Source organism: Actinoplanes sp. NPDC048967, assembly GCF_040649415.1.
In the GTDB taxonomy this organism is placed as follows: domain Bacteria; phylum Actinomycetota; class Actinomycetes; order Mycobacteriales; family Micromonosporaceae; genus Actinoplanes.
The window spans coordinates 1,363,065-1,387,416 of record NZ_JBEZFL010000001.1 but is presented as its reverse complement, the minus strand read 5'-3'; the positions used below and the strand labels follow the sequence as shown (position 1 = coordinate 1,387,416).

The window sequence follows — 24,352 nt, the reverse complement described above, 5'->3', positions numbered from 1 at the left end:
CAGCCCAAGTGGCGCCCGTCGTAGCGCACCCTGACCGCGGGTCCAGAAATCCGCAGCAAGCAAGTGTTACTGCCTACTTGGTCATTCTGTGTATCAAGGCGCCGCTGACGCGGCGACCGTGCCCGCTCGCGCCCGGACTGCTGGCAGCCTCCGGCTGGCATCGGCCGGCGGCAGTCCTGCGGACCCCGGAAGGCCCCGGGCGACAACTCGCTCGGCCTTCCCCTCTCGCCTCAATGGTCCAGCACCGGCACCAGGTGACAAGGACGCTCCGCGTCGCTTCGCGATGGCCTCCGGCCACCCATAACCCCTGGCATCGGTGCTGGTGGAACGCTCTTGAGAGGGCCCGGCCGAAGAAGCGTTGGCGCTGCACCTAACAATCCGGCCGTTCCTGGTGGTGATGAACAGGCCGTCCCAGGGACCGCCGCTCTGTTGTAGGGATTCGGCGCTGCGGCGTAGCTGGGCCGTGCGGACGTGGGCGCGACGATCCCCTCGGCCGCAGGCCCCGGGAGCCGCGTTAAAGAAACTTTAAGGAAGGCTTGCTCAGCGTCATGAACTGCTGCCACAGCATTGCTCGTATATCTCGGCACAGGCAGTACCGAGACGAAGAGGAGCCGTGCATGTATCGACGCGGAGTCAGCAGCCGGACGCGCAAGCTGGTGATTGGAAGTGCCGCCGCAGCGCTGCTCGGCTCGGCGCTCGCAGTCGGCACGGGGATGGGCCAGGCCGCCGAACAGGGCAACGCCAGAGCCGGCTCCGGTAACGTCAACGCTTTGGTGCCGGCGCTGGGCTTCGACCCGGGCGATCCGAACGCGACGGCCGACCGCGTAGGCCCGACCGGGGTGAAAGTTCCCGGTCGCTGCCCGCCGACTCAAGCTCAGGTGAACGCGCAGGTAGCGCTCAAGAATGCGAACCTTCCGAGTGGAACGGACCTGGAAAGCCGCATCCAACGTTTCGAAAAAACCTTGTCGGCGATTCAGGACTTGAAGTGTCCCGCATCTTCCACGACTTTGCTGGGCCGCTTGAATTCCTTGACCGCGCTGCGCGGAAACGCGAACCGCGACAATGCCCTGCGTGGCTTGGCTTTGAACGAAACGCCGGCGGACAGAGCCGCCGCCACAGGATCCGGTGACGCGGCCGCGAGCGGAGCGACCGGGAACGCCGGAGCCGGCTCCGGTAACGTCAACGCTTTGGTGCCGGCGTTGGGTTTCGGCCCGGGCGATCCGAACGCGACGGCCGACCGCGTGGGCCCGACCGGGGTGAAGGTTCCCGGTCGCTGCCCGCCGACTCAAGCTCAGGTGAACGCGCAGGTAGCGCTCAAGAATGCGAACCTTCCGGGTGGAACGGACCTGGAAAGCCGCATCCAACGTTTCGAAAAAACCTTGTCGGCGATTCAGGACTTGAAGTGTCCCGCATCTTCCACGACTTTGCTGGGCCGCTTGAATTCCTTGACCGCGCTGCGCGGAAACGCGAACCGCGACAACGTCCTGAGTGGTTTGGGTTTGAACGAAACGCCAGCCGGATAAAGCCGCGGGGAATGCGGGCGCCGCAGAACGCGCCAGCGAAATGAGCGGCGCCGCGGACAACGGCAACCTGATCCACCGCACGGAACCGCCTCGCCGGAGGCCCTCGCACCAGGGGGCCTCCGGCGCGTCCGTGTGTGGGTCATGCGCGCGGCGATCGACCCCGGCGCTGAGGAGTATCGCGAGCCCCTCGCGCACCGCACCGGCAAGCTGCTCGGCGTCTGCCGGCCACGGTTCTGGGACGCGCTGGCCGGGAGCTACGGCAAGCGCACCATGGGGGTCCACGGCGGAACGGAGAGCACGCTGAGGCGGTGGCGCTTTCCCGCGGAGCGAACCCGTCATCCGCCCCGCTCCCCGTCGCGCTCGCGCATCACCGGAGAGGTCATGCCCGCCTCCGCAAGCCGCGGCACCATCCGCTCGGCATCCTGGCGGAACTCCGGCGGCGGGGGCTCCAGGTCGGCCTGCTGAGCGACTGCGGTGCCGAGGTGGCGGAGTGCTGGAGCCCCACCGCGTTCGTCCCGCTCGTCTTCTCCTGGCAGGAGCGATGCCGCAAGCCCGCCTGGGGGTCGAGGGGTCGCAGGTTCAATCCTGTCAGCCCGACAGCGAAGGGGCTTCCGCGGTTCAGATGACAACCCGGCCCCGGCGTGGACCGGCAATCATCCGCAGACCACCCGGCTGGGCCGGTACCGGAGCGAGTACGCCGGGTCGCCGCCGAGATGGGCGACCGTCGACGCTCTGAGCGACTGACATCGCCGTAACAGCGTCTGCTCGGCCGGCCGTAATAGCACGGATGGCGTGATGACGGGCCCCAAGAACGTTTAATTTATCGATACTCGTCACTTGCTGGCCGGTTCTCATTGAAGGTCCGGCAACGCTCTCGTAACATGCGAGCCGTGGTTGTTAACGGTAACAATGACGGCGGCCCGCTTTTGGGAGTCGCCGCCCCCTACTCAGGAGAGAATCCGTGAACAGATCCAGACGTACCAATGTCGTTCTGGCCTCGGCCGGCGCCGCGCTGCTGGGATCGGCCGCGCTTGCGGTGGCGCTGCCGGCCAGTGCCGCCGCGGCGGGCTGTGCGGTCAACTACACCGTGGGTTCCGAGTGGCAGGGCGGGTTCACCGCCAGCGTGTCGGTCAAGAACCTCGGCGACGCCGTGAACGGTTGGTCGCTGACCTGGACGTTCGCCGCCGGGCAGACGGTGAGCCAGGCGTGGAGCACCGAGCTCACCCAGAGCGGCTCGGCCGTGACGGCCCGGAACGTCAGCTACAACGGCGCAATCGCCACGAACGGCGAGGTGTCGTTCGGCTTCAACGGCGCGTCGACCGGCAGTAACCCGGTTCCGACCGCCTTCGCCCTCAACGGCGTCGCGTGCACCGGTCAACCGACCACCACCACGCCGCCGGTCACGCCCCCGTCCGAACCGCCGGTCACGCCCACAACGCCGCCGCCGGCCACCTGCGCGCTGCCGACGTCCTACCGTTGGACGTCGACCGGTCCGCTGGCGCAGCCGAAGTCCGGCTGGGCGTCACTCAAGGACTTCACGATCGCCCCGTACCAGGGCAAGCAGCTGGTGTACGCCACCACCCACAGCAGCAGCGCCACCGGCGGCTGGGGTTCGATGAACTTCGGCCTGGTCGACAACCTCAACCAGCTCGGCTCGGCCGCCCAGAACACCATGAGCCAGGGCACCGTCGCGCCGTCGCTGTTCTACTTCGCGCCGAAGAACATCTGGGTTCTCGCCCACCAGTGGGGCCCGACGTCGTTCTCGTACCGCACGTCGACCAACCCGGCCAACGCCAACGGCTGGTCGGCCGCGCAGACCCTGTCCACCGCGAAGATCACCGATTCCGGCACCGGCGTGATCGACCAGACGATCATCGGCGACGACCAAAACATGTACCTGTTCTTCGCCGGCGACAACGGCAGGATCTACCGCCAGATCATGCCGATCGGCAACTTCCCGGGCAGCTTCGGCTCCACCTACACGACGATCATGACCGACACCTCGGAGAACATCTTCGAGGCACCGCAGGTCTACAAGGTGCAGGGCCGTAACCAGTACCTGATGATCATCGAGGCCAGGACCAGCTCCTGGGAGCGCTACTTCCGCTCGTTCACGGCGACCAGCCTGAGCGGCACCTGGACGCCGAACGCGACGACCTACAACAACCCGTTCGCGGGCAAGGCCAACAGCGGTGCCACCTGGACCAACGACATCAGCCACGGTGAACTGCTGCGGACCAGCGCGGATCAGACCAACACGATCGACCCTTGCAACTTGCAGCTGCTGTACCAGGGCCGCGCCACGAACTCGGGCGGCGACTACGGCCTCCTGCCGTACCGGCCGGGTCTGCTGACCCTGCGCCGCTGATGAACAAATAGGTGATGCACCGAGGCGGGCCCGGATTCCACCGGGCCCGCCTCTCCTGTAACGGTCTCGCCGTCGGCGATCAGGTGCTGGGCGCCGTGTCGGCCGATCGCGGAGCAGCCCTCGACTACCCGGATACGGCCCTTGTGTTAACGGCGGCGGCAAGGCTTTTTAGCGCACCATGAAAATGCTTTCAAAAAGTGTTACGCCGAGGCCTCCGGGCGACCACACCTTCATTAAAAAGCCTGCTTGTGAAGCGCGAAATCATCTGTCTATATTGTCGTCGCTCAATGACGTGCGAGCAGTGTGACCGATCCTGGATGAAGCGAGGGAGCGCCACGTGAAGAGTCTGGGGAAGTCGCTGCTGGCCGCCGCGATGGTCATCGCCGCCACGTCTGTGGCTGTGGCCGGCCACAGCGCTGCCGCCGCCGCCGCGGTGCAGGCGACCTACTACGTCGCGGCCGACGGAAACGACGCCGACCCGGGATCGATCTCGGCACCGTTCCGGACCTTGCAACGCGCTCGCGACGTGGTCCGGACCGTCAACGGGAACATGACCGGTGACATCCAGGTGTACGTGCGCGGCGGCAGTTACCCCGTGGGCAGCACCATCGAATTCGGGCCGGGCGATTCGGGAACCAACAACCACCGGGTCGTCTACGCCGCCTATCCCGGCGAGACCCCGATTCTCGAGGGCGGCACCCGGGTGACCGGCTGGAGTCAGCACACCGGCAACATCTGGAAGGCGCCGCTCGACCGGGCCACCAAGCTGCGTGCGCTCTACGTCAACGACAAGCGGGCGTACATGGCCTCGAAGACGATCGCCTCGTCCGGCTGCCAGGGGTCGTACACGATCACCGCCGGGCAGGCCGCATGGGCGTGGGAATCGGGGTCGCAGTGCGCCGGCTCGCGATACAGCACGTCCGACTTCCCGGCCATCGCCGCCAACCAGGACGACATCGAGATCGAGACGTCGACGACCTGGACCTCGGCCATCGTCGGGGTTCGTCAGGTGACCACCGAGGGCGGCAGCCGGGTCGCGCTGTTCCAGCAGCCGGGCGCGGCCATCGCCCAGGGCGCCTTCAACGGCAACGCGCAGGTCGGTGGCTCCCACAAGGTCATGAACGCCTACGAGTTCCTGGACGCGCCGGGCGAGTTCTTCTTCGACAAGACCAGCCGGACGCTGTACTACTACAAGGCCGAGGCCGAGAACATGTCGACCGCGTCGGTCTTCGCGCCCGCCAACGTGACCACCCTGCTACGGGTGTCAGGCACCTCGACGAGCAGCCACGCCCGCAACATCACCTTCTCCGGTCTCACCGTCCAGCACTCCGACTGGAATCTCTTCAATGTCGCCGGATCGTCGTTCAAGCAGGCGCAACAGGGCAATCTCGGTGCGATCGCGTACGCCAAGCAGAACTTCCACGCCTACTACTACCGCAACGTCGACGTCACGCCCGCCATGATCGAAGTGCAGAACGCCGACGGGATCCTCTTTCAGCGCAACCGCGTCCAGCACACCGGCGCCGACGGGATCAGCCTGCTGAACGACGTCCAGGGCAGTCAGCTGATCGGCAACTACACCAACGATGTGGCCGGCTCCGCGGTCTCGGTCGGGCACCCGCAGCACGTCTACATCGGCGACCACACCTCCGCCAACCGGGAGAAGTACCCGGCCCAGGTCGAAGGACTGCTGAAGAACATCGAGATCAAGAACAATTACCTGTACGACAGTGCGGTGCTCTTCAACGGTCACAGTCCCGTGTCGGCGTACTTCGTCGACACCCTGACCGTGCAGCACAACCGGATCGAGAAGGCGCCCTGGTCCGGCATCACCCTCGGTTGGGGATGGTGGAACTTCGACGGGTCATCCGGCTCGATCGCGCCGAACCGTCCCACCACGACGGCACGGAACAACACGATCAGCCAGAACCACATCATCGACACGGTGCAGCGCCTCAGCGACACGGCTCCGATCTACACGCTCGGCAGTCAGCCCGGAACCACCATCACCGACAACTATCTGCAGGGTGTGCCGGCCGGCCACAAATACGGCCTGCATCCCGACGAGGGCTCGGCGTACATCACCTTCCGGAACAACGTCCTCAGCGTCGACAAGAACGTCACCTGGCTGATCAACTCCGACGACTTCGGCCGCAAGCACGACCTGAGCCTCACGCAGACGTACGGGCCCATCAACAAGGTGTCGAACAAGAACCTGCCCAACAGCACCGTGCAGGACATCCTGGTGTCCTCCGACTATGTCTGGCCGGCGGCGGCGTACGCCATCGCGGTGAACTCCGGGTTGGAAGAGTCTTTCCGGGACCTGGCTCCGCGCGTCTCGCCCGACCACGTCCTGCCCGCCAGCACCTTCGTCGGCAGCGGGAGCGCCGCGATCCCCGTCCGTAGCACCGGCGACGCGACGCGGACGATCTGGCTGGCGCCGTCCGGCACGACGACCTTCGCGGCCGGACCGACGATGACGTCGGCCGCCGGGAACGCGACTTCGATCGCTGTTCCGTCGTCGCCGGGGGACTACCGGCTCTTCGTCCTCGACGCCCAGGGCAACCGGTCGGCCGAGTCCCGGTCGCTCGTCCGGCAGCAGGGTGGCGGCAGCACCCCGCAAGCCGGGCAGCTCGTCGGGGGCCAGTCCGGCCGGTGCGTCGACGTGCCCAACGCGGCAACCACCAACGGCACGCAGGTGCAGCTGTGGGACTGCGACGGCAGCACCAAACAACGGTGGGCCTACGGCACCGGCAAGCAACTGACGGTGTACGGCAACAAGTGCCTGGACGCGTACGGCAACGGCACGGCGAACGGCACGGCGGTCATCATCTGGGACTGCCACGGCGGTGCCAACCAGCAATGGAACGTCAACTCCGACGGCAGCATCTCCAGTGTCCAGTCCGGCCTGTGCCTGGACGCCAGCAACGCCGCCACCGCCAACGGCACCAAGCTGATCCTCTGGTCGTGCAACGGTGGTACGAATCAGCGCTGGACCCTCCGTACCTGAATCTGATCCGACGGAAACTCCGGCGGTGGGCGGAGGTCCAGAACGGGTCGCGGGTTGGAGTCGATCAGCCGGACATTCGGCCTCGCCGCCGACCACCTATTCGACCCGTAGCTCTACCAGCTGCGTCACGCCGTCGAGAACGGCATCGCCTTTCTCAAACGCCACCGCGGCGTCGCCACCCGCTATGACAAGTTGGCGGTCCGCTTTCTGAAACACGGCTTAGTCTCGGCGCATGACCGTTCTGGATGTTTACGACGACTTTTTTACGGTCGCCGAGGGCACGGCGTCCGTGACCGCGCCGGTCGCCGCGCTGGTCGGCCTTGTGCCGTATGCGGAGCTTCGTCTCGGTCTGCAGGGGTTCGGCCCTAATCTGGTGTCGCGTCTCGAGGCGTGCGTGCGGGAGCTGGCGGGCCGCGAGAAGCGGGTGGTCAGCAAGATCACCGGGCTGTACGACGACCGACTCGGCCAGGTAGCCGACTGGTGCACCGACCTGGGCATCGACCACGAGGAGCAGACACAGCATCGCGGCCGGATCCGCCGCGTCGTTCTCGACCGTCTGCGTCCGGCCGAGGGTGAGTACAACCGCACCCTCTACCTTGAGATCGTCGGCTCCTCCCGCCTGCGGTTCCACGAGTCGTACCAGCGTGGCGACGACCCGGCGACGCTCCACACGGCCGAGGCGCCGCTCGCCGAGGCAGAGGATCGTGTCGTTGCGACGCTCAGAGAGCTGGTCGCCGGCGGCGAGTTGGGCATCCACCTGCCGTTCCGTGAGAGCCGCGACCGCGTGTACCGGCGGCATGCCGAGGCTCGCCGGCTGGGATCGATTCGCTGGCATCAACTCGATCGAAGTGGTGATCTGTCCCTGGCGGTCACCACCACGACGCTGGGTGATGCTCCCACCATCGAATTCCGGCAAATGCTGTTCGTCCGTGGCGCCGAGCCCGAGACGTCGGCCGTGCGGACGCCGTTGGGTTCGATGGGTGAGCTGATCACATTCCTCGAGCGTCGACTCGACCGGCCGGAGGGGCCGCACACCGAGGACGAGCTGTTCGCCTGTTTCGCCGAGCTGACCGGGCGCGGAGACCTGGGCGCCGCTGCGGGACGGGAGAGCGCCGAGAAGGTGGCGCGGCTGTTCGCCGAGGCGGGCGTGCCATGGGAGTCATCCGGCAAGCGGAAACACACGCTGCTGTCGACCTATCGGGAGGCGACGGGCTGCGACTTCAGCCTGCACCTGACGGTCGAGATCCACCGCCGTCCTGGCGCCGCGGTGGCAGTGGGCCTGCTGTTCACGGAGTACTACGACTACACGGCAAGGCCGGGCGACTCGGGCCGCGAGTTCGGCTACTCCGCAACGCTGGAGCCGTTGCCTGCCGATGAGTTGGTCGATGGCCTGGAACGCCGCCTGGGCCGGATGCCGACGTCGGGAGAGCCGGATGAACACGTCGTGGCGTGCTTCCAGGCGATGCTCGATAGTGGCGAACTGTCCGCCGCCCTGCCTCTGAAGGAGAACAGGGACCGGGTGGCCGCGGTGCTCCGGTCCGTGGGTACCGTCACGACCGACTCATCAGTTTGGGTCAACAGCTGAGGTCTTGGGTCAGTTGCGTGACAGCAGCGCGAACGCGTGTGGCCGGGGGAGGTTCTTGTGCCGCAGCGTCTGGGAGACCCGGGCGGTGGGAACGCCGGCCCTGAGCATGATGGCGGCGACATGGCGCAGCGTGGACGACTTGGGTATCCGTAAGAGCACGCCCCGCAGGCACCACAGCGGCTCCGTTTCTAATGCTGGCCTCAGGTTGATCGGGGAGGATGAGCGGCAAAGCATCCACTGGAAGGGGGCATGCCGGCGTGCGGATCATGATCGCGGATGACGAGGCGGCCATCCGTGAGTCGCTGGAGCGGGTGCTCCAGGTCGAGGGTTACGACGTCAGCACCGTCGCCAACGGTCTGGCTGTGCTCGACGGGGTCGGTGGGGCCGGCGGTGACACGCTGGATCTGCTGATCCTCGACGTGATGATGCCCCGCCTCGGCGGGTTGGAGACCTGCCGGCGGTTGCGGGCCGCGGGTCGGGATCTGCCGGTGCTCATGCTGACCGCCCGTGACCAGGTCTCCGACCGGGTCGCCGGGCTGGACGCGGGCGCCGACGACTACCTGCCCAAGCCGTTCGCCACCGAGGAACTGCTGGCCCGGGTACGGGCCCTGCTGCGCCGGCGTACGCCGGGCGACGGGGAGTCGCAGGTCCTGTCGTTCGCCGACGTCCGGCTCGATCCCGACAGGTTCGAGGCGTGGCGTGGCGAGCGGCCGCTGCGCCTGACCCGGACCGAGTTCTCCCTCCTGCAGGTCCTGGTGCGCAACGCGACCCGGGTCTTGACCCGCGACGCGCTGTTCGAGGCGATCTGGGGCTTCGACATGAGCGCCACCGCCAACAACCTTCAGGTTTACGTGAGCTACCTGCGCCGCAAGATGGAGGCCGAGGGTGAGCCGCGACTGATCTACACGCTGCGCGGCCTGGGATACACGTTGCGGGAGACTCCTCCGTGAGCAGGTCCACCGGCCGGGAACCGCGCCGGCTGACCCGATGGTGGCGCCGGCAGTCGCTGCGGACCAGGATGACGGTGATCGCGGCGACGGCCATCGCGGTCAGCGTGTTCGTGTCCTTCCAGGTGGCCAGCGAGCTGATGGACCGGAAGCTGCGGGACACCGCCGAGGATCAGCTACGCGCCGACTCCCGCGTCCTGGCGGCGAACGCGGAGCGCGCCGGTCTGGCGCAGGTCCAGCTGCCGCCGTATCCGGGATCCGGTCGGCTGGTGCGGGTCATCCTGCCCGACGGTTCGACCCGGACGCCGGCCGGCCAACCCGCCCTGCCCCCGCTCAGCGAGGACGCCGGGCGCGTGGCGCACGGCGCGTCGACCGACCTGCTGGAGTCGGACGACTGGAACGACGGCTACCGCATCTACACGCTGCGGGCCGGCGACGGCGCGGTCCAGGTGGCCGACCTCGCCGACGACACCCCGATCAACCAGTTCGGGTTCGGCATGCTGCTGATCGGGCTGCTCTGCGTGGTCGGCGGCGGCCTTGTCGGGCGGACCGTGGCGCGGACCGGGCTGGCGCCGATCGACCGGCTGACCGCCGCCGCGGTACGTGTCGCGCGCACCCGGGATCTCGACGCCGACATCCCGGATGAGGGAGGCGGGGAGATCCGGCGGCTGATCCAGGCGATCAACGACATGCTCGCCGCGCTCAGGGACTCCCGGCGGGCCCAGCGGCTGCTCGCCGAGGACGCCGCCCACGAGCTCAAGACCCCGCTCACCAGCCTGCGCCTCAACGTCGAGCTGCTGATCCGCCTCGATCGGCGCGGCACCCTGGACAGCGCGCTGCCGGCGGAGAGCCGGACCCGGCTGCTCAACGATCTCGGCGCCCAGGTGGCCGAGTTGAGCACCCTGGCCGCCGAGCTGACCGACCTGGCGCGCGGTGACGTCAGCGACGAGAGCACCGAACTGCTTGACCTCGCCGACGTGGTCCTGGCCGCGGCGACCCGGGCGCGTTCCCGGGTGCCCGACATCGAGATCACGCTCGACGTGACCTCGGTATGGGTGAGCGGGCGTCCCGCCGGGCTGCAACGGGCGGTGCTCAACCTCATCGACAACGCCGGAAAGTGGTCCCCCGCGGACCAGCCGGTCCAGGTCCGCCTCGGGGCCGAGGGCGCGTCGGCGGTGCTGGAGGTCGACGACGCCGGGCCGGGCATCGACGCCGCCGACGTACCGAGGGTGTTCGACCGGTTCTACCGGGCCGACAGCGCTCGGGCGTTGCCGGGATCCGGTCTGGGGCTGTCGATCGTGCAGCGGGTCGTCGACGCCCACGGCGGCCGGGTCGGTGTCGCCCGCTCCGCACGCGGTGGCGCGCTGCTCCGGGTCGACCTTCCGGCCGCGGCCCCGCCCGCCCCGATCGCGCGGCTCACCGCCGGGGAGGACCCCGCGATGCGCTGACCCGCCCGGAGGCGCGGCGAAGGGCACCGGAACGGAGTTTCCTAAGCGTGGCCCTGCGCGGCTCACTGTCGGGGACGGGTTCTGGCCACGCGCGGCGCAGGTCGAGGGACGGCGTTCCTCAGGCGTGGCCTCACGCGGTCCACTGCCGGGGCAGGACACTGCGGTGCGCCGGCTTCGGCTCCGGCCCCGCGTGGTGCAGGTCGAGGGACGGCGTTCCGCGGACCTGGTCCCACGCGGCTCACCGTCGGGTCCAGGACTCTGCGGTGCCCCGACCTCGCCCCCTCCGGGCAGGACACCGCGGTCCGCCGACCTCAGCCTTTGCGCGTGGTGCAGGACCGAGGGCGTCGGCCGTCGGCCCATGAAAAGATCCGGGACGGGCATGGTGCCCGTCCCGGATCTCGTACGTGCCGCCGCGCTTACCGTTGCAGCGCGGGCTCCTGTTCGTCCACCAGCGGCCGTGGACGATCCGGGAGCTCCATCGGTCGGGACAGCCGGCTCGGCCACCAGATCCGCCGGTCGATCAGCAGGGTGAGGGCAGGTACCAGGACCGACCGCACCAGCAGGGCGTCGAGCAGCACGCCGAAGGCGACCAGGAACCCGAGCTCGACCAGCATCACCAGCGGAAGTGAGACGAGGACGGCGAAGGTGGCCGCCAGGACCAGGCCCGCCGAGGTGATCACGCCGCCAGTGGCCGAGAGGGCTTTGAGCATGCCGTCTCTGGTGCCGAGGTGTACGGCCTCTTCCCGGGCCCGGTGGGTCAGGAAGATGTTGTAGTCGACGCCGAGCGCCACCAGGAACATGAAGGCCAGCAGCGGCACCGAATAGTCGATGCCCTTGAACCCGAGGATGGTGTCGAAGACGAACACGCTGCCGCCGAAGGCTGCGGCGAATGAGACGATCACGGTGGCCATCAGCACCAGCGGGGCCACGATTGCGCGCAGCAGCAGCCCGAGGATGATCAGGACGACGGCGAGTACCAGCGGGATCACCACCTTCTGGTCGCGCCCGGTGGTCACGTCAGTGTCCAGGTGCTCCGCACTCGGCCCGCCAACGATCGCCTCCGCCCCGTTCACCGTGTGCACGGCGGTGCGCACCCGCTTGATCGTGTCGTACTCCGCGGTGGTGTCCGGCGCGTCGGCCGGGTACACCGAGATGTCGACCCAGCCCCCCTTGGCCTCACCCAGGTCGGTCTGAGTCACACCGGGGACGCCCTTGACGACCTTGAGAACCTGCTCCTGGTACGCCGCCCGCGTGTAAACCGTCATCGGCTGGCCGCCGAGTTCCGGGAAGTGCTCGCGCAGAACGGTGAAGCCGGCGACCGACTCCGGCGTGGACAGGAACTGGTCCTGCTCGCGCAGGATGCTGGTGTTGCCCGTCAGCCCGACGGTGAGCACGCCGAGGATTCCGAGCGAAGCGAGCGTCGCCACCCACGGGCGGCGGCTGATCGTGGTGCCGAGCCGTCCCCACAGCCCTGGCTTGGCCTGCATTGCCGTGTTGAAGCGGGGGATGGCCGGCCAGAAGATCCGCCTGCCGAGCACCACCAGCAGCGCCGGGAACAGCGTCAGCATGGCCACCAGCGCGCAGACGATGCCGGCCGCACCGATCGGGCCCAGCCCGCGGGTCTCGTTCAGGTCCGCGGCGAGCAGGCAGAGCAGGCCGGCGACCACGGTGGCCGCGGATGCGACGATGGCCGGCGCCGCGCGGCGTAGTGCGTGCAGCATCGCAACCCGGACGTTTTCGTACTGGTGCAGCGTCTCCCGATATCGAGCGATGAGCAACAGCGCGTAGTCCGTGCCGACGCCGAACACCAGGATCGTCAGCAGCGCCGAGTTCTGGCTGTTGATCACGAGGCCGAAGCCCTTGACGAGCAGGTAGACGGTCGCCATCGCGGTCAGCGCGGCCACGCCCACAGCTACCAGCGGGACGAACCACAACACCGGGCTGCGGTAGGTGAGGATGAGCAGGATGGTGACGACGATGATGGTGGTGAGGAAGACCTGCACGTCGATGCCGTCGAAGACAGCGTCCATGTCGGCGTCGATCCCGGCCGGGCCGGTCACGTCGAGGTCCAGGCCGGCGGGGCGGTCCTTCGCGATGTCACGCATCGAGCCGATGATGACCGCCGGTTCGCCGTAGGTCGTGCTCACGTTGAGGGTGAACAGCATCGCCTTGCCGTCGTTGGAGCGTTGCGTCGCCGGGCCCTCGTCGTCCTCGCCGGCCGACGGTGCCACCTTCGGCGGGTACCGCTTGGCCAAGGTGTTGTAGTGACGCTCGACCGCCGCGCGGTCGTCGGCGGTCACACCGCGGTCGCGGTGGTACACGAAGACGAACGTGTTGTCCTCACCACCGGGAAGCTTGTCCTCCAACGCCGCCACCTTGGTGGAGTCGGCACTGGCGGGCAGGGCGTCCACGGCTCTGTCTTTGGTGACCGAGCCCAACTTCCCGCTCAACGGCACCATGACCACCGCCAGCGCCACCCACAACCCGATCACCAACCACGGCACCCACCGAGCGGCCAACCGACCGGGCGGCGCGTCCCCGGGCTGCGCTGCGTTGACTGACATTCTGGCCTCCTACAGGCGTGTCGCATCGCTTGTCTGACGCCTACTTCGTACCGAGCGAATCTGAGACGATCATTAATCGGGCGCACAGGCCGGTCGGCCGAACCAGGTGCCCAGCGCACGCATCAGCGCGGTGCCGTCGTACCGCCTCTCGCCCGAGGGTGACGACCGTGGTACGACGAAACGGCACGGACCTGGGCCTGACGTTCAGGCCATGACGAAAGTCGACGGTCCACTGCGGAGGGTCCGGGCGGCCACCACGGCTCTGGCGAGGGTGTTCACCGTCGCGGCCTGCGGGTCGGACGCCGACAGCAGCGCGGGCCCCCAGCGGGTGCCAGGTGATCGATCCGGGCCTGACCAAGGCGCAGTCCCTGACTGTTACCCGATTCACACCGGAGAACCTCGCCATCGCGCACCACGCCATCGTGTACGCGATGCCGCCGGACCGCGCAGCCCTGGTGCGTAAGCAGGGCGCGAAGACGCCCGGCCTCGGACCTGGGCGCCGGGCGCCACGGAGACGCTGTTCGCCCAGGACTCGGCTTCAAGCTGATGCCGGCAGCGTGATCATCCTCATCGACGACAGCACGAATTAGGCGACAGCCGTCCCGTCACCCTCGGCGAGTTGGGGGATCAGCCCTGCCCCAGGGTGATTTTGAAGATCTTCTCGTTGCTGTTTCTGGGGATGCTGTCCTTGTCGCCGCCGGTGCTCGTGGTCAGCCACAGGTTGCCGTCGTTGGTCGGTTCGACCGTGCGCAGCCGGCCGTAGGTGCCGACGTAGTACTGCTGAATTCCGGTCAGGTGGTCGCCGTCGATCACCGCTCGGTACAGGCGGGTGCCGCGCAGGCAGGCGATGTACATGACATCCCGGACGATGGCGATTCCGCTGCACGACGCCGCCGCAACGGGATAGGTCTGGGCCGGGGCGATGAAGTTGGCGCAGGCGTCGCCGATGGTGCCTTCACAGGCGGGCCAGCCGTAGTTGCCGCCCTTGACGATGAGGTTGGTTTCGTCCATCACGTTGTTGCCGAATTCCTGCTCCCACAGCCGGCCCTGGGAGTCGAAGGCCAGGCCCTGCGGGTTTCGGTGGCCGTAGCTCCACACCACGCTGCCCGGGAACGGGTTGTCGTCCGGGACGGTGCCGTCCGGGTTGAGGCGCAGGACCTTTCCGCCGAGGCTGGCGAGGTCTTGTGCTTGGTCAGGATCCTGACCGTCTCCGGCGGCGGCATAGAGCTTGCCGTCCGGGCCGAATCGGAGGCGACCGCCGTTGTGGTACTTGTTGCGGGGGATTCCCGTCACCAGTATTTCGCGGGATTCGGTGCGCAGCGTGCCGTCGTACTGGAAGCGGACGATGCGGTTGTCCGTCGCCGTGGTGTGGTAGACGTACAGCCAGTGATCGGTGGCGAAGCCGGGAGAGACCGCCAGGCCGAGCACGCCGCCTTCGCCGTTGGTTCCGGCCGCGTCCGGGACCTTGCCGATGCTGTGCTTGCCTGTGCCGTCCGCGGCCATCGCCTGGATGGTGAACAGGTCGCGCTGGCCGTAGAGGACCGTTCCGTCCGGTAGCTGTACCAGGCCCCAGGGGAGGTCACGTTCCGTGGTCACCTGGGTGGCGGCGCACACGGCGGCGCAGGAGCTTCCGGTGTGGACCTCGACCGGGTCGCTGGGGGCCGACGTGTTGCTCTGGGCGTCGCGCGCGGTCACCGTGTACGTGTAGGTCGTGTCCGGGGTGAGGCCCACGTCGGTGAACGTGGTGGCGGGTGGGCTGGCTGCCGTACCGGTGAGACTGCCGACCTTGACCCCGCCGCGCCGCACGTCGTATCCGGTGACCGCGACGTCGTCGGTCGCGGGCGACCACCGCAGGGTCACCGCGGTGCCGACGGCACTGCCGGTGAGGCCGGCCGGGACGCTCGGCGCGGTGGTGTCCGACGAGCAGAACGGCGGGGTGACCGTCACGGTGTTGCTGGCCTGCGACACATTGCCGGCGGCGTCCCGGGCGTTGACGTAGAAGCCCCACCGGGCCCCGGGGACCACACCGAGCGTGATCGTGCGAACCTCGACGGTGGTCGAGCCGATCGCCTGGCCGTCGTGGTAGAGGTCGTAGAACGCGACGCCGGTGTCGTCGGTGGACGCCGACCAGGTCAGCGTGACCGAGGAGCAGCTCAGGTCGCTGGCCGCGAGGCCGGTCGGGGCGGTGGGCGGCCGGGTGTCGGCCGCGGCGGCCCGGACCGGAGATCCGGCAGCCAACGGTACGCCGATCAGAACGGCCACCAGAGCGAGAAAAGCGCGCGATGCAGTCACGAGGGGCCTTTCAAGAGCGATATTTCAGTACGGGTAGCCGGGCACGCCCAGGTGCACGCTGTACAACCCGGAATCGCCCGTGCGTCCGGACGTGATGAACAGCGTCTGCCGGTCCGCACCGCCGAATGCCACGTTGGTCGTTCCCGCACCGGAGGCGATTGTGCCCAGTTGCGTGCCGGTGGGACCGAAGACGTGGACGAGGCCGTCGGAGCCGGATGCCCAGTACACATTGCCGGCGCAGTCGATTGTTCCGCCGTCGGGTCCGGCGATCGAGGCGAACAGCGTTCGGGTGCCGGTGCTGCCGTCTGCCCGTACCGGATAGCTGTAGATTTTGTTCTCGCCGTAGGCGCCGACGTAAAGAGTGCTGCCGTCGGGGGACAGGGCGATGCCGTTCGGTTGCCGCAGGGCGTCGTCGACCAGCGAGACCGTGCCGCCGGAGACGCGGAAGACGCTGGTCCGGCCATTCATCGCGTCGGCTCGGCGGCCGCGCTGGAAATCGGGGTCGGTGAAGTAGACGACGCCGTCGGAGCGGATCGACACGTCGTTCGGCGAGTTGAATGCCGCGCCCTGGAAGTTGGCGGCCACCACTTGCCGGGACAGGTCGGAGAGCTGATAGCGGGAGACGCTGCGCTGGTCGTGGGTGGCCGCGACGATCGACTGGCCGTCCGGGGAAATGGCCAGGCCGTTGCTGCCGGACTCGGCGATCACCGTTTCGACCGTTGCTGAACCGGGGGTGTACCGCAGAATGGTCGACGGTTGCACGCGCTGGGGTCCGGTCGCCGCGCGCATGTCGGACATCAGCAGGTAGCCGGGATCGGCGACCCAGGCCGGGCCTTCGAGGAATGTGCGGCCGCCGATGAGTCGCGAAGCGGTGGTCGTCGGCGAGGCGAGCGGGGGCCCGTGCTCGGTGCCGGTCGGGCAGACTCCGGGCGGGGCGCCGGGCGGGAGGTCAGCGGCCTGCGCGACAGTCGCCGCGGTCGTGCCGGCGACCAGCAGGAGGCCGGCCGCGCCTGCGGTCACCAGCGCACTTCGCGTTTTCATGGACGTCCTCGTAATGGGTTCAGACATTGACGACGTTCGAACGATAACGCACCCGTCGGAGTCCGTCGACCGATACCGATTCATAGATAATTGTTATGTCATGGTGGGTGTCCGAGTCGGGTCGTCGGCGGCCGCGTCCGTGCGCCATCGACACTGCCGAAGTGTCAAGGGGCCTGCCGGGAGTTCAACGCCGGTTGCCTCGATCTGGGTGCGGATTTCTGGTCGCCGGTTCGAGGAGGGACAGAGTTCGCTGCTGGGCGTCGAGGGCGGCACGGATGCCGACCGGCATCGGCAGGTTCGGGCCGGCGTGTCCGACCTCGACGTTGCCCAGGACCGGGATGTCGCGGTCGCCCAGGACGTCGAGGACTATTTCGCGCAGAGTCAGTTCTTCCAGTCCATCGATCTCGCGGGGAACGCCCACGACCATTCCCGAGATTCGATCGAGGATGCCGCTGTGCCGCATCACCTGCAGATAGCTCCACACGTACGATGCCTGCCCGCCTATTTCCTCCCAGAACAGCACCGCACCGTCGAAGCTTTCGAGCGGCAGCGCGAAGCGCGTCGCCTGGGCCAGCACAATGCGGTTGATGACCCCGCCGATCAGTGGGCCCTCGGCGCGCCCGGCGCGCCAGCATTCCCAGTTCTCGCCGGCCGGTAGCGCGCCGATCGCCTCGGTGCTGGTCAGCAGTCTGGTGTAGAGATCCTCGAGTTCCGCTCGGCGCGGCGCCGGCGCGGTCTGCCAATTCCCGCCGAAGCCGGGGGTGGCCATGTCGGCGTGAAACCCGACCAATCCCGTACGGGCATGAAGCACCAGATGCAGCAGTGAGATGTCGCTGTAGCCGAGGATCGGTTTGGGATCGGCCCTGATCGCCGCGAAGTCGATGAGATCGAGGTAACCGAGTGCCGTCTGGCCGCCGTCGTTCGCGATGATCGCGCGCACTTCGGGGTCGCGCAGCAGGGTGTTCAATTCCGCGGCGATCTCCGCCGGTGTTGCCGCGCTCCACCAATGGTGGCGTCCTGCTCGGAGCAGTGGCGCCCGGCGTACGCGGAAGCCCATCCGTTCGAGCACGAGCACCGTCTTGTCGACGTTGGGCTCGTAGCCGGCCTGGAGTGGCCCGGACAGCGCCGCGATGACAACGAGATCTCCGCGGCGGAGGGCGCGGGGCCGGAGCAGCGGAGGCTGTGCGGGCCTGTTCACCGACGCAGTATCCCGACCCCTCCCCAGGCACGCGACGCATTTTGGGGTCGGGGCGCCGGAAGCGGCGCGACGGTGTGAGTCACCGCGCGGGGTCCGCCTCGGGTGACGCCATGGCCTTGGTCAGCAGGCTGTGCAGGCGGCGCTGTTCGGCGCCGGTCAGGCGGGCGATCGGCGTGCGGGTTGTCGCTGTCTCGACCAGGCGGTGCCGGGCTGCGCGGCCGGCGTCGGTCAGATGCAGCGCCTTGGTGCGCCGGTCGCCGGGGGCTGCCGCGCGGACGGCGTAGCCCAATTGCTCCAGCCGGTCGGCGATGAACGTCACCGTTGACGGGTCGCAACCCAGTTCGGCGGCCATCTGGCGCATCGACGGCGCCGGCGCCGACGGCTCCAACTGCCACAGGGCGTCGGCCAGGGCGTGGGTGAGCTTCAGCTCGGCGAGGACGTCCTCGATCCGAGCGTTGGTCGCGCCGTCCATGGCGTGCACCAGCCGCAGCAGCTGATACGTCAGCGACTCACCGTCCATGGCCTCATCGTACCCAGAAGCTTGGACACTCCAATACTTGACTGGTCCAAGCTTTGTCGGGAGGATTGCTGATGCTTGGAGAGTCCAAGCATCTCGGATGGAGGAGCCGGCATGGACGTGCGGGCAAGGGGGCGGGATTCGGTGCGGGACCGAGTTCGCCGGCGGATGCTGACGAGGTTGCTGAGTTCGATCGACAACGATGCGGCCATCCGGCGTGCGGCCACCCTCGAACCGGGTCAGGCCACGGCGAACCAGGGGAACGGGCCGTACTACGTGCCGGGGTCGCCGCTTCGGCGTGACGTCCGGGAGGGGCGCGACGGAGTTCCGCTGCTGATGCGGATCCGTACCGTGGAGGCCGAAACGCTCGCGCCGCTCATCGGCGCGATGGTCGAGATCTGGCACTGCGACGCCGACGGCATCTACTCCGGCTACCAACGCTACGGCGCGGACAGGTTCCCGGCCCTGGTTTCGTTGACCCTGCGGCGGTTCCGGCCGACGGACACGGCGACCTTTCTGCGCGGCCGGCAGGTCACCGACGATTCCGGGTACGTGGAATTCCAGACCATCGTGCCGGGCTGGTACACGCCGCGGACGTTGCACATCCACGTACGGGTCAGTGCCGGCGGCAAGGAACTGCTGGGCACCGAGTTGTACTTCTCCGACGACTTCGCCGCGCACGTCCAGTCGCTGCCGCCGTACGCGGGACGCGGCCGCGGCCCGTACCGCAACACCACCGACATCGAGATCCGCATGGCCAAGGGTTCGCCGGGCAGCTGGCCGGCCGTGCAGCCGGCCGGGGACGGACATCAGGCTGACGTCACCCTCCGGATCCTCAGCTGAACCAGGGGTTGCTGCCATGACCACACGCACTGCTGTCATCACCGGCGCGGCCGGGGGCCTCGGGCATGCCACGGCCCGGCAGCTGCTGGCTGCCGGCTTCGACATCGTCGCGGTCACTCGTGACGCGGACAGCGCGCTCGCTGCGCGACGGGCCCTTGCCCCGGATGCCCGCGATCGCACCGTCCAAGCGCTGCATGCCGACCTGATCGATCGCGACGACGTCCACACGCTCACCGCGCGGCTCCGGGAGTCCGTCGAGCGCGTCGACGTGCTGATCAACAACGCCGGAGCGGCGTTTCCCCGGTACGCGGAGACGGCCGACGGCGTGGAGCGCACCCACGCCCTCAACCATCTCGCGCCGTTCCAGCTCACCCACCTGTTGCTCGCCGACGGCCTGCTGGCCGCCGACGCTCGCATCATCAACATCTCCAGCGACCTGGTGGCCCGCGGGCGGCTCGACGCCGACGACCCGGACGTCACCGGCGTCTCCTGGCGCGGGCGGTTCTCGCAGCTCGCCGTGTACGGCACCGCCAAGCTCGCCGGAGTGCTGGCGACCGTCGCGCTCGCGGAGCGGCTTCCGGCCGGCATGAACGCCTACAGTGCCAACCCCGGCGTCATCAGGACCGGCTTCAGTGCCAAGTCCGGTGGCCTGCTCAAGGCCGTGTCCTGGGTCAGCGGCCTCCTCGCCCAGGCGCCGGACCAGGCGGCCCGGACTCCGGTCCTGCTCGCCACGGCCACCACGCCTCCGGCCCCGAACGGCGGCTTCTTCGCCAACGGCGTGAGTGCGACTCCGCCCGCGCCGGCCCGCGACACCGAGCTGGCGGCGGCTGTCTACGAACGCACGGCGCGCCTGATTGGCGTTGACGCCCTGCCGCGCGGATAGGGCGTGCACGGACCAGTCGCTCCACCGGGCAGGTCGACGAGGTTCGCACGCGGGCGCGTCTCCTGCCTTTCCGCGCCCGCCCAGGGCGGCGAGCCGTTCCCGCAGTGCGGGCGAACGGCTCTACCGGTCGTCCGGGCGGGCGACTTCCTTGATGTAGCCGTTCATCGTGGCGACGAAGTCGCTGATGAAGCGTTCCGCATGGGCCAGTTCCTCGGGGGAGTACCGCGCCATCATCGTGTCGACGTGGCCGATGAGGGGGCCGAAGAAGCTCGCCAGCATTCCCTCGACCCCTTCGGTCGCGCGCAGGGTCACGATGCGGCGGTCCGCGCTGTCCCGCACCCGGATCACGTGGCCGGCTTTCTCCAGGCGGTTGAGCAGCGAAGACGTCGCGCCGGGGGTCAGGCCGACGCGGTGACTCAGGGCGGCCTGGGTCAGGGGTGCGCCGCGGTCCTCCGCCGACAGGATCTCCACGATCGCGTTCGCGTCGGTGGTGTGCAGGCCCATCCGCGTACCGAAATGGCGGCCGAGCTCCGCGAAGGCCATGCCGTGGTCGCGGAGGCCTTCGAGCAGGCGGTCTCGCTGGGTTCCGGTCACGCCGGAACCTTACCATCGTCAAATAGTTTGACGGTGTAACAATCACGCGGTAGAACTGTTCCATGACCGTCACCGCGCCACGGGCGCTCGTCTCGGGGGCCAGCATCGCCGGCCTCAGCACCGCTTTCTGGCTCGGCCGGGCCGGGTGGGATGTCCAGGTCGTGGAGCGGTTCGGCGCGTTCCGCGACGGCGGACAGAACATCGACGTGCGGGGTGCGGCCCGGGAAGTCCTGGACCGGATGGGACTCGCGGAAGCGGTACGCCGCCAGAGCACCACCGAGGAAGGCACGAGCGTCCTCGACGGCGCAGGCCGCGTCATAGCGAGATTCCCCGTCGAGGACCCGGACGGTCCCACCGCGGAACTGGAGATCCTGCGCGGCGACCTGGCCCGGGTCATCCTCGACCAGCTGCCCGACCGGGTCTGCGTGCGGTACGGCGAGCAGATCGAGACCGTTCGCGACGAGGGCTCCCATGTGGAGGTGACGCTGCGGTCGGGAGCGGTCGCGCAGTACGACCTGCTGATCATCGCGGAGGGCGTCCGGTCCCGGACCCGGGACCTCGTCTTCGGCTCCGCGGTCTCCCGGCGCGAGCTCGGGCTGACCATGGCCTACGGGACGATTCCCCGGACCGCGGACGATGACCGTTGGTGGCGCTGGTATTCGGCTCCGGGCGGCCGCCAGATCACCCTGCGTCCTGACAACAGGGGCACCGCGCGCGCGACCCTGGCCTTCACCAGCCGTGAGCAGAACCTTGCCGACCTGCCGCTCGACCAGGCCCGTGCCGAACTACGCCGCACGTTTCAGGACGCGGGGTGGCAGGCCGACCGGGTCGTCGCCGGCTTCGAATCCTTCGATGACGTGTACGTGGATCACCTCACCCAGATCAGGTTGACCTCATGGTCGAAGGGGCGGATCTGTGTCACCGGTGACGCGGCCTGGTGCGTGACTCCGCTGGGTGGGGGCGGGACCTCGCTGGCCATGGTGGGGGCATACGTGCTGGCCGCCTACCTCAGCCGGGCACAGTTCGCCGAGCTCGGCGCCGCGCTTGCTCGTTACGAGGCCTGGATGCGGCCACTCATCGAGGACGCGCAGAAGTTGCCGCCGGGGACGCCGGGGCTCTTCTACCCGAGGTCCGAGGTCGGTGTGCGGGTCTTGCGGCTGGCCGCACGGATCGGAAGCTTGGGCGTGCTCCGCAAGCTGACGTCACGCATCGGGCACGTCGCCCGGGCGGGGCAGGCCCTGCCGTCGATGAATATCGAGCAGAACGTGCGGTGAACCTGATCCAGCTCAGGCTCAGGTGAGCCTGAGCTTGGGGTCCCTGACGTTATCCCTTTCCGCGGGGGCTCCCCTGGGTGCCGCGTTTCCGGGTTGCATGCACGGTATGGATGAGAGCGGCAGGTAATCGCGGCGGGGGGCTGAAGGGAGGTGCGATGCTTGGCGCCTGCACCGATGCTCCGGCTTGCCTGCCGGCAGATTTCGCGCCGGCGGGTTCCCTGTCGCAGGCTTCCGCGCCGTCGTATTCGGGCCCCGGCCGGGAGAGACGGCGTTCTGGAGGTTGACCGCGCGAGGCCGCGGACGGCGCTCACCCGCTGACGGCGCTCACCCGCTGACGGCGCTCACCCGCTGACGGCGCTCCGCTGCGTCGCGGCCCAGCTAGCGAGCAACTCCAGCCCATCACCAGACGGCGTGCCGGCCTCGGCGGAGTACGTCAACACCGTCAGGTTGTCGTCACCGGACAGCTCGAGCACCTCGAACGCCAAGTCCAACTCGCCGATCGCCGGATGGCGGAAACGCTTCCGGCCGTGCCGGTGCACGTAAACATCCTGAGCCGCCCACCAACTACGGAACGGCTCGCTGCGCATCGACAGTTCCCCGATCAGGTTCATCAGCTGCGGGTCGTCCGGGTGCCGGGCCGCCGCGGTCCGCAGCGCAGCGACCGCGGAGCGCGCCACCTGCGGCCACTCCGGATAGAAGGCCTGCGCGTGCGGGTCCAGGAACGTGAACCGCATGGAGTTCACCGGCAGCTCCGGACTCGCGGCCACCATCGGCGCGTAGAGGGCCAGGCCGAGCGAATTCCCGGCCAGGACGTCGAAGCGGTGGTTGCGCAGGAACGCCGGTACGCCCGTCATCGAGTCCAGCATGTGGCGGATCGCCGGCCGGATCTCGGGCGCCTTCTCGCGGCGGAGGCGAGCCGGCGGCCGGCCCGCGGCGCGTGCCAGGTGGTGGAGGTGCGCCGACTCGGTGTCGTCGAGCCGCAGCGCGCGGGCGATCGCGTCCAGGACGCTGTCCGAGGCGCCGGCGAGGTTGCCGCGTTCCAGGCGGGTGTAGTACTCGACGCTGACCCCCGCCAGCGCCGCGACCTCGCCGCGGCGGAGGCCGGCGACCCGGCGGCTGCCGTACGCGGGGATGCCCGCCTGTTCCGGGCTCAGCTTCGCCCGGCGGGAGCTGAGGAACGCGCGGACCTCGCTGCGGTTGTCCATGCCCCCAGGCTAGGCAGTTCGCCCGGCGGGAGGGGGTCCCTGCCATTACCCCTCTGCACGGGGTCTCCCAGCCGCATCTGTTTCAGCGCAGGCTCTCGGGATACGTCACTTGCTGACCGGCAACCGAGAGGAACGTTCCATGACCACCGTCCCCAGCCTGACGCTGAACAACGGGGTCGAGCTGCCCGCCATCGGCCTCGGTGTCTTCCAGACCCCGCCGGAGGAGACCCGGGCTGCCGTCGAGGCCGCCCTGGCGACCGGCTACCGGCACGTCGACACCGCCGCTGCCTACGGCAACGAACGGCAGGTCGGGGAGGCCGTCGCCCGCTCCGGCGCCGAGGTCTTCCTCGAGACCAAGATCTGGATCAGTGACTACGGGTACGACGAGACGCTGCACGGCTTCGACAAGAGTGCCGGCAAGCTCGGTGTCGACCGGATCGATCTGTTGATCCTGCACCAGGCGCTGCCGTCGGCGTTCGACAAGACCCTGGACGCTTACCGGGCGCTGGAGAAGCTCCTCGCGGATGGCAAGGTCCGCGCCATCGGGGTCAGCAACTTCATGGTCGACCACCTCACCGCGCTGCTGGAGCAGGCGACGGTCGTGCCCGCCGTCAACCAGATTGAGGTTCACCCCTACTTCCAGCAGCGCGACGTGCAGGAGTTCGGCGCCCAGCACGGCATCCTGACCCAGGCGTGGGCTCCGATCGGCGGCATCACGTTCTACCGCGACAGTGGGCACACCAGCACGCTCGAGGATCCGGTGATCGGTGCGATCGCCAAGGCGTACGGGAAGACCCCGGCGCAGGTCATGCTGCGCTGGCATCTGCAGCAGGGACGTCAGGTGATCCCGAAGTCGACCAGGGCGCAGCGGATCGCGGAGAACTTCGACGTGTTCGACTTCGACCTCACCGGTGCGCAGCTCGCCGCGATCGACGCCCTGGACACCGGCAAGCGTGGCGGCCCCGAGCCGGCTGACATCACCCTCGACACCTTCGGCCGCGCCATCCCCGAGGCCTGAACCGCACCGAGGCCTGAACCGCACCGAGGCCTGAACCGCACC

General features: G+C 68.6%; 17 protein-coding genes and 1 pseudogene. 11 read left to right on the top strand and 7 right to left on the bottom strand.

What is annotated here, in order from left to right; genetic code table 11:
- The first annotated feature begins 617 nt into the window (after positions 1 to 617).
- The 7 genes and pseudogenes from AB0C12_RS06325 (at position 618) to AB0C12_RS06295 (ending at position 10,881) form a co-directional block, all read left to right on the top strand.
- Positions 618 to 1,523, top strand: coding sequence for a hypothetical protein (locus AB0C12_RS06325; protein WP_360544763.1), 906 nt, complete (start codon positions 618 to 620; stop codon positions 1,521 to 1,523).
- Positions 1,524 to 2,484: 961 nt separating this feature from the next.
- Complete coding sequence (locus AB0C12_RS06320) at positions 2,485 to 3,891, top strand: non-reducing end alpha-L-arabinofuranosidase family hydrolase (RefSeq protein ID WP_360544761.1); 1,407 nt, start codon at positions 2,485 to 2,487, stop codon at positions 3,889 to 3,891.
- 373 nt (positions 3,892 to 4,264) lie between these two features.
- Entirely contained in the window at positions 4,265 to 6,901 is a 2,637-nt protein-coding gene (locus AB0C12_RS06315; protein ID WP_360544950.1) for a ricin-type beta-trefoil lectin domain protein, read from the top strand.
- A 99-nt stretch (positions 6,902 to 7,000) separates the two neighbouring features.
- A pseudogene (locus tag AB0C12_RS06310) lies at positions 7,001 to 7,093 on the top strand (IS5/IS1182 family transposase); the annotation flags it as partial.
- A 40-nt stretch (positions 7,094 to 7,133) separates the two neighbouring features.
- Complete coding sequence (locus AB0C12_RS06305; RefSeq protein WP_360544759.1) at positions 7,134 to 8,486, top strand: hypothetical protein; 1,353 nt, start codon at positions 7,134 to 7,136, stop codon at positions 8,484 to 8,486.
- A 257-nt stretch (positions 8,487 to 8,743) separates the two neighbouring features.
- The gene (locus tag AB0C12_RS06300) at positions 8,744 to 9,436 is read left to right on the top strand and encodes a response regulator transcription factor (protein ID WP_360544757.1); all 693 of its coding nucleotides are present in this window, start codon (positions 8,744 to 8,746) and stop codon (positions 9,434 to 9,436) included.
- A complete protein-coding gene (locus tag AB0C12_RS06295; RefSeq protein ID WP_360544755.1) occupies positions 9,433 to 10,881 on the top strand; it encodes a HAMP domain-containing sensor histidine kinase in 1,449 nt (482 codons plus the stop codon). Before AB0C12_RS06300 ends, AB0C12_RS06295 begins: the two co-directional genes overlap by 4 nt.
- A gap of 416 nt (positions 10,882 to 11,297) precedes the next feature.
- Here AB0C12_RS06295 and AB0C12_RS06290 read toward each other — a convergent pair whose 3' ends face one another.
- The 5 genes from AB0C12_RS06290 to AB0C12_RS06270 all read right to left on the bottom strand — a co-directional run bounded on the left by AB0C12_RS06290 (position 11,298) and on the right by AB0C12_RS06270 (position 18,496).
- Positions 11,298 to 13,385 (bottom strand): MMPL family transporter, encoded by a 2,088-nt coding sequence (locus tag AB0C12_RS06290; RefSeq protein ID WP_360544753.1) that lies wholly within the window; start codon positions 13,383 to 13,385, stop codon positions 11,298 to 11,300.
- Positions 13,386 to 14,072: 687 nt separating this feature from the next.
- Positions 14,073 to 15,707 (bottom strand): PQQ-dependent sugar dehydrogenase, encoded by a 1,635-nt coding sequence (locus AB0C12_RS06285; RefSeq protein ID WP_360544751.1) that lies wholly within the window; start codon positions 15,705 to 15,707, stop codon positions 14,073 to 14,075.
- A gap of 54 nt (positions 15,708 to 15,761) precedes the next feature.
- Entirely contained in the window at positions 15,762 to 16,778 is a 1,017-nt protein-coding gene (locus AB0C12_RS06280) for an SMP-30/gluconolactonase/LRE family protein (protein ID WP_360544749.1), read from the bottom strand.
- A 184-nt stretch (positions 16,779 to 16,962) separates the two neighbouring features.
- A complete protein-coding gene (locus tag AB0C12_RS06275; protein ID WP_360544747.1) occupies positions 16,963 to 17,976 on the bottom strand; it encodes a S66 peptidase family protein in 1,014 nt (337 codons plus the stop codon).
- Between the two features lie 79 nt (positions 17,977 to 18,055).
- Positions 18,056 to 18,496 carry a MarR family transcriptional regulator gene (locus AB0C12_RS06270; protein ID WP_360544745.1) on the bottom strand — a complete coding sequence of 147 codons (441 nt, stop codon included), beginning with the start codon at positions 18,494 to 18,496 and terminating at the stop codon, positions 18,056 to 18,058.
- Positions 18,497 to 18,673: 177 nt separating this feature from the next.
- Here AB0C12_RS06270 and AB0C12_RS06265 point away from each other — a divergent pair, with 177 nt between their 5' ends.
- On the top strand, positions 18,674 to 19,336 hold the full coding sequence (locus AB0C12_RS06265; RefSeq protein ID WP_360544743.1) for a hypothetical protein: 663 nt from the start codon (positions 18,674 to 18,676) through the stop codon (positions 19,334 to 19,336).
- A gap of 16 nt (positions 19,337 to 19,352) precedes the next feature.
- Entirely contained in the window at positions 19,353 to 20,219 is an 867-nt protein-coding gene (locus AB0C12_RS06260) for an SDR family NAD(P)-dependent oxidoreductase (protein WP_360544741.1), read from the top strand.
- Between the two features lie 120 nt (positions 20,220 to 20,339).
- Here AB0C12_RS06260 and AB0C12_RS06255 read toward each other — a convergent pair whose 3' ends face one another.
- Positions 20,340 to 20,813 carry a MarR family transcriptional regulator gene (locus tag AB0C12_RS06255; RefSeq protein WP_360544739.1) on the bottom strand — a complete coding sequence of 158 codons (474 nt, stop codon included), beginning with the start codon at positions 20,811 to 20,813 and terminating at the stop codon, positions 20,340 to 20,342.
- 62 nt (positions 20,814 to 20,875) lie between these two features.
- Between AB0C12_RS06255 and AB0C12_RS06250 the strand changes: the two genes are divergently transcribed.
- Positions 20,876 to 22,087: an FAD-dependent monooxygenase gene (locus AB0C12_RS06250; protein ID WP_360544737.1), complete on the top strand. Its 1,212-nt coding sequence runs from the start codon at positions 20,876 to 20,878 to the stop codon at positions 22,085 to 22,087.
- Between the two features lie 341 nt (positions 22,088 to 22,428).
- Here AB0C12_RS06250 and AB0C12_RS06245 read toward each other — a convergent pair whose 3' ends face one another.
- Positions 22,429 to 23,292 (bottom strand): helix-turn-helix transcriptional regulator, encoded by an 864-nt coding sequence (locus tag AB0C12_RS06245; protein WP_360544735.1) that lies wholly within the window; start codon positions 23,290 to 23,292, stop codon positions 22,429 to 22,431.
- A 139-nt stretch (positions 23,293 to 23,431) separates the two neighbouring features.
- Here AB0C12_RS06245 and AB0C12_RS06240 point away from each other — a divergent pair, with 139 nt between their 5' ends.
- Positions 23,432 to 24,310 carry an aldo/keto reductase gene (locus AB0C12_RS06240; RefSeq protein WP_360544733.1) on the top strand — a complete coding sequence of 293 codons (879 nt, stop codon included), beginning with the start codon at positions 23,432 to 23,434 and terminating at the stop codon, positions 24,308 to 24,310.
- The last annotated feature ends 42 nt before the right edge of the window (positions 24,311 to 24,352 follow it).